The sequence below is a fragment of the Bacteroides sp. OM05-12 genome, from assembly GCF_003438995.1.
Lineage (GTDB): Bacteria > Bacteroidota > Bacteroidia > Bacteroidales > Bacteroidaceae > Bacteroides.
Window position 1 is genome coordinate 64,765 of record NZ_QSUN01000020.1, and the last position, 9,224, is coordinate 73,988.

The 9,224-nt window shown below is 35.9% G+C and carries 12 protein-coding genes; 9 read left to right on the forward strand and 3 right to left on the reverse strand.

The features are described from left to right. The first annotated feature begins 3 nt into the window (after positions 1-3). Genes DXB63_RS13700 through DXB63_RS13740 form a run of 9 tightly spaced genes read left to right on the forward strand, consistent with a single transcriptional unit; the run spans position 4 to position 8,258 of the window. Positions 4-462: a UpxZ family transcription anti-terminator antagonist gene (locus DXB63_RS13700; protein WP_158563689.1), complete on the forward strand. Its 459-nt coding sequence runs from the start codon at positions 4-6 to the stop codon at positions 460-462. Then, on the forward strand, positions 441-1,982 hold the full coding sequence (locus tag DXB63_RS13705) for an MATE family efflux transporter (RefSeq protein ID WP_122126977.1): 1,542 nt from the start codon (positions 441-443) through the stop codon (positions 1,980-1,982). Before DXB63_RS13700 ends, DXB63_RS13705 begins: the two co-directional genes overlap by 22 nt. 11 nt (positions 1,983-1,993) lie before the next feature. After that, a complete protein-coding gene (locus DXB63_RS13710) occupies positions 1,994-2,998 on the forward strand; it encodes a glycosyltransferase family 2 protein (protein WP_122126978.1) in 1,005 nt (334 codons plus the stop codon). Continuing rightward, positions 2,992-4,011: a hypothetical protein gene (locus DXB63_RS13715; RefSeq protein WP_122126979.1), complete on the forward strand. Its 1,020-nt coding sequence runs from the start codon at positions 2,992-2,994 to the stop codon at positions 4,009-4,011. Before DXB63_RS13710 ends, DXB63_RS13715 begins: the two co-directional genes overlap by 7 nt. Continuing rightward, a complete protein-coding gene (locus DXB63_RS13720) occupies positions 4,004-5,200 on the forward strand; it encodes an EpsG family protein (RefSeq protein ID WP_122126980.1) in 1,197 nt (398 codons plus the stop codon). The genes DXB63_RS13715 and DXB63_RS13720 overlap by 8 nt, the downstream gene beginning before the upstream one ends. 13 nt (positions 5,201-5,213) lie before the next feature. Further along, the gene (locus DXB63_RS18375; RefSeq protein ID WP_122126981.1) at positions 5,214-5,669 is read left to right on the forward strand and encodes a DapH/DapD/GlmU-related protein; all 456 of its coding nucleotides are present in this window, start codon (positions 5,214-5,216) and stop codon (positions 5,667-5,669) included. 37 nt (positions 5,670-5,706) lie between these two features. Continuing rightward, a complete protein-coding gene (locus DXB63_RS13730) occupies positions 5,707-6,693 on the forward strand; it encodes a hypothetical protein (protein ID WP_122126982.1) in 987 nt (328 codons plus the stop codon). A 21-nt stretch (positions 6,694-6,714) separates the two neighbouring features. Next, positions 6,715-7,407 (forward strand): CatB-related O-acetyltransferase, encoded by a 693-nt coding sequence (locus tag DXB63_RS13735; protein ID WP_158563690.1) that lies wholly within the window; start codon positions 6,715-6,717, stop codon positions 7,405-7,407. Positions 7,408-7,427: 20 nt separating this feature from the next. Further along, entirely contained in the window at positions 7,428-8,258 is an 831-nt protein-coding gene (locus DXB63_RS13740; RefSeq protein ID WP_122126984.1) for a glycosyltransferase family 2 protein, read from the forward strand. Between the two features lie 10 nt (positions 8,259-8,268). Here the strand turns inward: DXB63_RS13740 and DXB63_RS13745 are convergent, their stop codons facing one another. The 3 genes from DXB63_RS13745 to DXB63_RS17980 are packed head-to-tail and all read right to left on the reverse strand — an operon-like array spanning position 8,269 to position 9,076. After that, the gene (locus tag DXB63_RS13745; RefSeq protein ID WP_122126985.1) at positions 8,269-8,577 is read right to left on the reverse strand and encodes a hypothetical protein; all 309 of its coding nucleotides are present in this window, start codon (positions 8,575-8,577) and stop codon (positions 8,269-8,271) included. After that, positions 8,574-8,975: an N-acetylmuramoyl-L-alanine amidase gene (locus DXB63_RS13750; protein ID WP_233554088.1), complete on the reverse strand. Its 402-nt coding sequence runs from the start codon at positions 8,973-8,975 to the stop codon at positions 8,574-8,576. The genes DXB63_RS13745 and DXB63_RS13750 overlap by 4 nt, the downstream gene beginning before the upstream one ends. Beyond that, positions 8,972-9,076, reverse strand: a complete 105-nt coding sequence (locus DXB63_RS17980; protein ID WP_158563691.1) for a smalltalk protein — start codon at positions 9,074-9,076, stop codon at positions 8,972-8,974. The genes DXB63_RS13750 and DXB63_RS17980 overlap by 4 nt, the downstream gene beginning before the upstream one ends. Positions 9,077-9,224: the final 148 nt, after the last annotated feature.

Below are 9,224 nucleotides of genomic sequence, written 5' to 3' on the forward strand. Positions count from 1 at the left end.
AGCATGAAAGAAGAAATAGAAAGACTATACGAAAAAGCCCGCGAGCTGCTCCATTTAGGAGACAAGGACGGCTTTGTCTATGCCGACGACCTTTCCCGTCTGAACAAAGAGGTACACGAACTCATCCATCTTCTTTGGAACAAAAAGTCCGGAAGCATTGAAGAAGAAGCACGCCTTTGTCTTGCCATTCTGATGGGATTCAACGGCATTATGTACGCCAATCCGGAAGACGAAAAGATACGCTGTTCCGTAACAGACCGTACCTGTTATGTTCTCAAGGAGCTCTCCTCCTCTCTACTAAAATGCCAACTACTCATCTACTGCTATGGAGAAGTGGATAACGACAAGCTGGTGGAAGAAGCGAAAGAGATTATGAAAGGTTGGGAAAGAAGAGAGCTCTCAGCAGAGGAATTGGAAACGGTAGAAACATTGGAGATAATATGTCCACAGCCAACCGTGTAATTAAAAACACAGGTTATCTATACGCCAAGATGGGGGTAACGATGTTCATATCGTTATACACCACCCGTCTGATACTAAACTCCTTAGGAGCAACCGACTTCGGTATTTTCAATATCGTAGGCGGAGCTATTGCCATGCTGGGATTTCTCAATGCGGCAATGGCAAGTGCCACCCAACGGTTCATGTCCTATACCGAAGGAGAAGGAAACAAAGAAAAACAGAAAAGTATATTCAATGTCAGTGTAGTTCTACACCTTCTCATTGCATTAATCGTTGGAGTAGTATTATTGATAGCTGGCTATTTCTTTTTCAATGGTATTTTGAATATACCATCCGATAGGATATTTGCAGCGCAAGTTGTTTATGGGAGTTTGATTGTCAGCACTATGTTTACAGTAATGACTGTTCCATACGATGCCGTGCTTAATGCGCACGAAAATATGCTCTATTATTCCATTGTAGGGATTGTTGAATCTGTTCTAAAACTGTCCGTAGCCCTTATTGTCGTGCATACCCTTTCGGATAAACTGATTGTTTATGGTATATTGATGGCGTGCATTCCATTGATTACCATGAGTATCATGCGGGTATATTGTCATAAGCACTATGAAGAATGTATTATACAGCCTCGTAGATATTGGCATAGAGGGTTGATGAAAGAGATGAGTAGCTTTGCGGGGTGGAACTTAATCAGAACTTCAATTACCATGACCAGTGCATATGGACAAGGTATTATTCTAAATCATTTTTTTGGAGTTATATTAAATGCAGCTCAGGGGATAGCCGGTCAAATTAATGGTCAACTACAAGTTCTGTCTTCTAACATGTTAAAAGCCTTAAATCCAATTTTAGGGAAAAGCGCTGGGGCTAATAATAAAGAACTGTTACTAAAATCCACCATATTAGGAGCTAAATATTCAGCAGCATTATATCTATTAGTAGCTATACCTATTTTTATAGAAGCACCTTATATCTTAAAAATATGGTTAAAAAACATACCGGAATGGACTATAATATTTGTGAGATTCCAATTGCTCAAAAGCTTTATAGAGTTTCAATTTACCACTTTACCCGGAGCCATTAATGCCACAGGAAAAATAAAAAAATACACTATTTGGAGCAGCATTTCCAATATTATGCAATTACCTGTCATCTATCTATTTTTCAAAATTAGTTTTCCACCTTATTCCATGTATATCTCGACTATATTATTCGGGAATATATGTGTTTACATCATTGCGATGCATTATGCTAAATTATATTATCAATTATCCATTTCTGTATACTTCAAAAAAACATTATTGCCATTATATATCACAACTACATTAGTTATGGGTTTACTATATATAGTTCAAAGCCTGTTTGAAATAAATTCCATATGGCGACTTCTTTCTTTCATTATATTATCTATACTACTATTTATTTTAACATTTTTCATAATTGGCTGTACAAAAGAAGAGAAGAACTTAATTTTTGAATTAAAGAATACAATTTCTAACAAGATATTCCACCATAATTAAAAATTTTTATCATGATTTCTGTTGTTATACCCCTTTATAACAAAGCACATACTATTGTTAACACGCTTCAAACTGTATTGAATCAAACGTTTAAGGATTTTGAAGTGATAATTATAAACGATGGTTCCACGGATAATGGTGTTGAAGTTATAAATAAGCATTTTAATGATTCGAGAATCAAGATTATCAATCAAGACAATCAAGGGGTGAGTGCTGCACGTAACAGAGGGGTAGAGGAGTCAATAAGTGACTGGGTAGCTTTTCTGGATGCTGATGATGAGTGGCATCCCGAGTATTTAGAATATGTGTTCAAAGCAATTAGTTCTTATTCTGAAGCAGGAATGATCTGTACCGGTGGGATAGTTGGTGATATCAGAAATCGTTACAATGTATATTATAGGTTAGCAAATAAATATATTGATAAAATCGTATCAGTTGATTATTTTGAAAACCCGGGAGTCTTCGGGCATACAAGTGCGACCGTTGTAAGAAAAGATATTTTCGGATATGCAGGTAAATTTCCATTAGGAATGAAGCGTAGTCAGGATTTAGCCTGTTTTTATTCGGTTGCATTAATTTCTAAGGTTGTTTATATCGGTTTGCCTTTAAGTAGATATAACGGCGGCGTTGAAGCCCAGACTACCTCTTTAAAAAATGAATCAGTAATAAAGCATATTGTCAATTACTATAATTGGGTAATGAGAAATTACCAAAAAACAAACATGGTTAATAAAACATTTTTGATTTTTATTAAATACAATATCCGCCACTTGATAAAGAATTGTGTAACAAGAAAAGATTGGGATTCAATAGATTATTTTTATAATAATCTGGATGATAATATTTTATCTTTATTTTTTCCTTTTGAAAAAGTTTTATATTGTGATAAAAATAGGTATGCTTTAGCTGTTTTATGGATAAATATCACAAAAATCATTTGGCGCTTACATCGCTTTCCAATTGTAGGCAAGCGTATTGATACAAAAAAAATTCCTTCAAAATATTGTATATGGTAATTATTGAAAAAGCAATGCGCAAATTGCGAACACATCTTGTTACAGTAACAAAAAATTCACCTTTCTATTTATATATCTATCAATCCTATTGGCACTATCTATTTTATTCTCCCAAAGAGGGATATAATCCAACAGTTGAATTATACTATACAGCCCGTCCTAATCCTGGGGCCGGAATCGGCCATCAAATGGCAAACTGGATAGCAGGATATTGGTATGCAAAGCAATTCGAACTAAAGTTCGCTCATTTGCCTTTTTCCAGCAAACAATGGGAGGATTTTTTAGGGTTTGGAATTAATGAAACAACAGTAAAAGAATTGAAACAAAGAAAGTATAAAGTAAGAAAATTACCCCTGTTTAACGCAGGCAATGAAAAAGAAATTGCTATCAATAAAAAAATTATCCAATCCTATTCCGGAGAAAAAGTTGTATTCATAGCTGAACAAGATCAATTTTATGAGGAACAACATGGAGTTATGAAAGATATCAAAAGAAAATTTTATTCAGCTCCGGCCCGTAAGAATGATAAATTAATTTACTCCAAAGAGAACTTCAATATAGCTATCCATGTGCGTAGAGGGGATATTATGGCAGACCCTTCCAATCCCAATTTGGCTATGCGCTATTTAAGTAATGATTATTATGAAAAAGCACTCCGACAGGTCATTGGTAGTATAAAGATAGATAAGCCCATACATATATATATTTTCTCTCAAGGTATCCCTGAAGATTACCCGGAGTTTGCGCATTACAAAAATATACATTGGTATTTAGATATGTCGGCACAAGATTCTTTTTTACATATGGTTTATGCTGATTTATTGATAACCAGCAAGAGTTCTTTTTCGTATAAGCCGGCTTTACTTAGTAACGGAATAAAGGTCTGTCCTAAATATTTCTGGCATGGATATCCGGATACAGAAGACTGGATATTATGTGATAATAACGGAAACTTGGATAATAGTTTAAAAAAAACATCAGAAATAAATTCAAAAAAAATGATTCATGAATAATATATGGATTTTATTTTTTATCCTTCTTTATTTGATTAATCCATTTGTAGGAATGGTTATTCTTTGTCTATTAAAGATTGTCAATAATCATAAAGATAAAATATCCGATACTCTATTATTCCTGTTTATTACCATTTACGCTTGTTTAATACAATCAACCAGAATCTGGAATATCCACCAACCTTCCGATTGGTATGGTGGCGGATATTGGGGAATTTTCGATGAAATAAGCAAGCACTCTTTCTACGAATTTATTCTATCGACAGAAAGGGAACCAATGTGGAGACTTTTAAACTATATAGGTTATTATATAACAGATGGAAATTATTACATATTCATTAATAGTATCACAATTATCACCATTTTTATCACCTGTTATTCTATTTTCATTTATTGGAGGAAAACTAAAGCTGATATTTTTACGTTAATAGCATCATTGTTTTTATTCATTTTTTTTAGAGAATATTGGGGGATTCTTAATAACTTAACAAGACAGTTCTTCTCTATTAGTCTTATTTCTTATGTATATGTTGCAAAAGTTACTAATAATAAGATTAAATGGTGGTTATTAATTTCAGCAGGTTTAATTCATACTATGTCTTTCATTTTTATTGCATTTTTGTTTATAAAACCTCTCTATTCTATTATCCGTAAAAAACAGTTCTTATTGGTAGGTTTTATTTTTATTGGTATATCATTTGTCATCAGTAACATTTCCATATTCAAAAATATATTCGCCGGAATAGATTTCATTTTATATGGAATGAACAGATTGGAGAACGCTTCTAATCCTATGGATCAAAATTTTTTAGACTCTACCGCTGTATGTTTAACAGCTGCAATTATTATTCTTATCTGTATTATAATGAACTATTACTCCAAATATAATAAAACAAATGTTTTTTATACAAATGTTTTAATGATAACAATGCTTATATGTGCTTCGATAATATCTTTGGCTCCGGAGATTATGGGTAGAATGTATGTATCCAGATTTTATTTATTCCCCTTTGTCCTTCCATATTTTATGATAAATAGGAAGATTATCCATATTGTTTATTCTATGGGAATTATTGTATTTTTTTCAATTCGATTTTTTCTAACATTTGATACAATGGCTGATGGGGTGTTCTTTCCTAAGATAAATAATTTTTTAGTTTGGAATATTGCTGACTATTTTATCAGGTAAATATAATAATAAAATGATTCTAAATAGATTATTCCGTAAAATTCGAACTTCCATTTTTTTACATGGGCTCAAAGAAAAAGGAAAATATATATCTTTATTTTTCCCTTTAACTATAGAAGGAAAATCCAATGTTTCAATAGGCAGTAATACAGGGATAGGTAGTTATGTTCATATTTGGGGAGGAGGTGGAGTTAAAATTGGTTCGAATGTATTAATTGCTGCCCATTGTTGTATAACCTCATTAGGTCATAATTATCATTCCTCTAAAATACGTGAAGGTTCTATGATATCCAAATCCGTGTCAATAGAAGATGATGTTTGGCTCGGTTATAATGTTACGGTTTTACCGGGTGTTACAATAGGAAAAGGTTCTGTAATTGGAGCTGGCAGCGTAGTTTGTTCAGATATTCCTCCATATTCAATTGCAGTAGGCAATCCTGCTAAAGTCATTAAAAGACGGATTATGTAGTTCATTATTCGTTGTATTGAAATAAAAAACAGTAAATATGAATCAAATATCCATACTTAGATTCTTTCGTAAACTCTATTCAAAAAGTATCGGTACTTATCAATTTCCTCCGCTTCCTTGCGAGAGAAATATAGATAAAGCGTCAGATGTAATTTATAACTTACTTGATACAGGTAAACCTTGTATGATTGCCCGTTTCGGAGCAACCGAACTGTCCACAATCGTGAATTATTTAGGAGTTCAATCTTTAAATCATAGTAAATGGAGTTTTATTCAAGGAAAAGCTGCAGAATGGTGGTGGAATCCGAAAATACTCAAACAAATGGAGGTTTGGTCAGGCTTTTTTCCCTCTACACCGGATACAGTTTCTCGTTTTTGCGGATTAATGTTAAATGATGCAAAAGAAATGGATATTTGCGGACTCTTCCAATCAATAGAAAATTCGGTACACTATGTATTACCCTATCTAAACAATCCTCAATTTATTCTTTTAGCTGCTTATGAAAATGCCACATCTAAAAATCCTTGGACACGAATATTAAAAGGTAAAAAGGTACTGGTAGTACATCCTTTCGCTAGATTAATAGAGAAACAATATAAAGAAAAAAGAACTCTCCTTTTTGATAACCCTGATTCTTTACCGAAGTTTGAATTACAGACAATCCAAGCGATTCAAAGTCTAGGAGGTATAAGTAACGGATTTAAGGATTGGTTTGAGGCGCTACAATGGATGAAAAATGAAATTGATAAACGGGATTATGATATTTGCTTGCTAGGTTGTGGAGCTTATGGTTTCCCATTAGCTGCCCATGTAAAACGTCAAGGTAAACAAGCTGTGCATATCGGTGGAGGATTACAGTTGTTTTTTGGAATAAAAGGAAAAAGATGGGAAGATATAGACGATACAGATTGTGGACTTCCCATAGGATATTACAAAAAATTACTAGCTAATCCGGCATGGGTACGTCCGGATGAATATATAACAGAACAAGCTAAAATGGTAGAAAACGGATGCTATTGGTAGTTTTTTATGATCGTTTTTTATATGAAAATAGATTTTAAAAGAATCAACCAAGCTTTTTTTCGTCTTATTTATTTGCCTTACGGGCTAATCAAAGCATTATTTATTATAGCAAATAATGCAGCCAGAGACATTGATAATAAGAGAAGATATTCTTCTTCAATAATTGACAAAGGGTGCTCTTTTACTCCTGATTGTAAAATAGGGGAAAAATCCCATTTACTAGGAAGAGGTTCTATATTTAATCATGTAACTATTGGTGATTATACTTACATTGGCAGGGGAGCTTTAGTTCAGAATTGCAGTATTGGAAAATATTGTTCTATATCTCATGAAGTTATACTTGGTTTAGGATCTCATCCTCTAAATTTATTCTCTACATCACCATTATTTTATAGAGTAAATAATCCTTTAAAAATTCAAATTGTAAAACAAGATTCTGAATTTGTAGAATATAAGCCAATAGTAGTGGGCAATGATGTATGGATTGGGGCCCGTGCTATTATCATGGATGGTGTAGTTATTGGACATGGGGCAGTAATAGCCTCAGGAGCTATTGTTACTAAGGATGTTCCTCCGTACGCTGTTGTTGCAGGAGTCCCGGCCAAATTAATCAGATATAGAATAGAACCTTCAAAAATCAAGTCTTATTTACAGTCCGACTGGTATAACTTACCACCAAATGATGCCTATAGATTAATGTCCGGACAACAATAAATTCACAAAATATAGAAAACATGCAATCCCTAGCCATCCTCTTAACCGTCTTCAATCGCAAGGCAAAAACTTTACAATGCCTGCAAAACCTATATGTTCAACTCCCGATAGAAGAATACACCGTAAGCGTTTACCTGACAGATGACGGCTGCACCGACGGGACTCCCGAAACTGTCAAAGAACAATTCCCTGAGGTCAACATTCTTCATGCGGATGGGAATCTGTTTTGGAACAGGGGGATGTATAGGGCTTGGAGTAAGGCTGCCGAGACAAAAGACTATGATTTCTATATGTGGCTGAATGACGATACTACCGTTTATCCGGATGCATTAAGCATTTTATTACAAACATCAAGCGCTTACGAAGATAAATGTATTGTTGTGGGAACGACCTGTGCCGTAGGAAATCAGGCTATTATCACTTATGGTGGAAGGATTAATGGGAAAGGATTAATACATCCATCGGATAGAATACAACAGTGTGATTTCTTTAACGGTAATATTGTGTTGTTCCCTAAAAGCGTTTTCGAAAAAGTAGGAATGAATGATTATCGTTTCCGTCATGCTTTAGGAGATTTTGATTATGGCATGCGTGCAAGGAAATTAGGAATACAATCGGTTGTTGCTCCGGGTATTTTGGGAGAGTGTGACGGGCATGACTCATTGCCCGTGTGGTGCAATCCGGAGAAACCCCTCAATAAGCGGTGGAAAGCTTTTCGCTCACCATTAGGGCACAATCCTGAAGAGTTCTTCATATACGAAAACCGCCACCACGGTATCGCGATGGCGTGTTTCCACTATTTTACCAATCATCTACGAGTGGTGTGTCCGTGGATATGGAAAGGGAGATAATTAAACGGCACTACCCCCAACATTCATTCTTAATCTCCCGGCATTGTCTGATTTGCCAGGGAGAAAGGACCTTTTCCAGTTCACGGAACTGCCAGCCTTTCATGAAACGGATTTCATCCTGTTCCTGACGGGTGGAGATACAGACACGGAAAAGGGCGGGGTCGGCGATAATCATATCATGAACACGCATACGCCACTGAAGGATGCTCATCTGATGGGGCGACAGACCGCCATAGATGGAAAGGTAGGCGTACATATCGGTGTAATGGCGGGAGAAACGATGGTCCTCCTGCAACAGATAAAGGATTGTTTCTTTCATTGGAACAGGGTGTTTACGTCAAAGCAGGGACAGCGGTTGATGCGGTCGTATGACTGCAAACGGTTATGACCCACCACTTTGGCTTCGGGGAATACTTGTAGTAAGGAATTCACAAGATCATGCAGCGCATAACGCTGGTAGAGCGTACGGGTATCCGAAGGGTTACCGTCAGAATCGGCACCGCCTTCATAGCAGATACCGACGCTGCAACGGTCGAAACCTTTGGCATGGCAGCCTTGCACGCTCAGCGGCAGGCGCTGACGGACATGTCCGTCACGCGCAATGTAGAAATGATAAACGGGAGTCGCCGCATCGCCATAGTGCGCCGCACTGCAATGGATGACGAGGTATTTAACGACCCGTTCCAATAACATTCCACTAGTTTCCGGCTTGCTCATCCCATACAAGAGCTTAGGCCGATAGCACCGGCAATGGAGGTGGCCACTGCGATAATGATTTTGAGGATAGTACCCCACAGGTTCTTTTTGTTTGTTGACATTCTTTTTTAAATTGATAAATGAATAATTGAGGAAACCGGGTTCGCGGATAACGCTGATTCTGCTGATTAATACGGATAAAAATCCGTCTGCATCCGCCTGATCCGCGTCATCAGCGTACCATCGGCTTTCTTCTTTTCCTAATTGAAA

Bases quoted from the DNA above. Each gene is read 5' to 3' on its own strand.
- DXB63_RS13730 (WP_122126982.1), top strand. From the start codon at position 5,707: ATGAATCAAATATCCATACTTAGATTCTTTCGTAAACTCTATTCAAAA.
- DXB63_RS13710 (WP_122126978.1), top strand. From the start codon at position 1,994: ATGATTTCTGTTGTTATACCCCTTTATAACAAAGCACATACTATTGTT.
- DXB63_RS13745 (WP_122126985.1), bottom strand. From the start codon at position 8,577: ATGAAAGAAACAATCCTTTATCTGTTGCAGGAGGACCATCGTTTCTCC.
- DXB63_RS13740 (WP_122126984.1), top strand. From the start codon at position 7,428: ATGCAATCCCTAGCCATCCTCTTAACCGTCTTCAATCGCAAGGCAAAA.
- DXB63_RS17980 (WP_158563691.1), bottom strand. From the start codon at position 9,076: ATGTCAACAAACAAAAAGAACCTGTGGGGTACTATCCTCAAAATCATT.
- DXB63_RS13735 (WP_158563690.1), top strand. From the start codon at position 6,715: ATGAAAATAGATTTTAAAAGAATCAACCAAGCTTTTTTTCGTCTTATT.
- DXB63_RS13705 (WP_122126977.1), top strand. From the start codon at position 441: ATGTCCACAGCCAACCGTGTAATTAAAAACACAGGTTATCTATACGCC.
- DXB63_RS13700 (WP_158563689.1), top strand. From the start codon at position 4: ATGAAAGAAGAAATAGAAAGACTATACGAAAAAGCCCGCGAGCTGCTC.
- DXB63_RS13715 (WP_122126979.1), top strand. From the start codon at position 2,992: ATGGTAATTATTGAAAAAGCAATGCGCAAATTGCGAACACATCTTGTT.
- DXB63_RS13750 (WP_233554088.1), bottom strand. From the start codon at position 8,975: ATGAGCAAGCCGGAAACTAGTGGAATGTTATTGGAACGGGTCGTTAAA.
- DXB63_RS13720 (WP_122126980.1), top strand. From the start codon at position 4,004: ATGAATAATATATGGATTTTATTTTTTATCCTTCTTTATTTGATTAAT.
- DXB63_RS18375 (WP_122126981.1), top strand. From the start codon at position 5,214: ATGATTCTAAATAGATTATTCCGTAAAATTCGAACTTCCATTTTTTTA.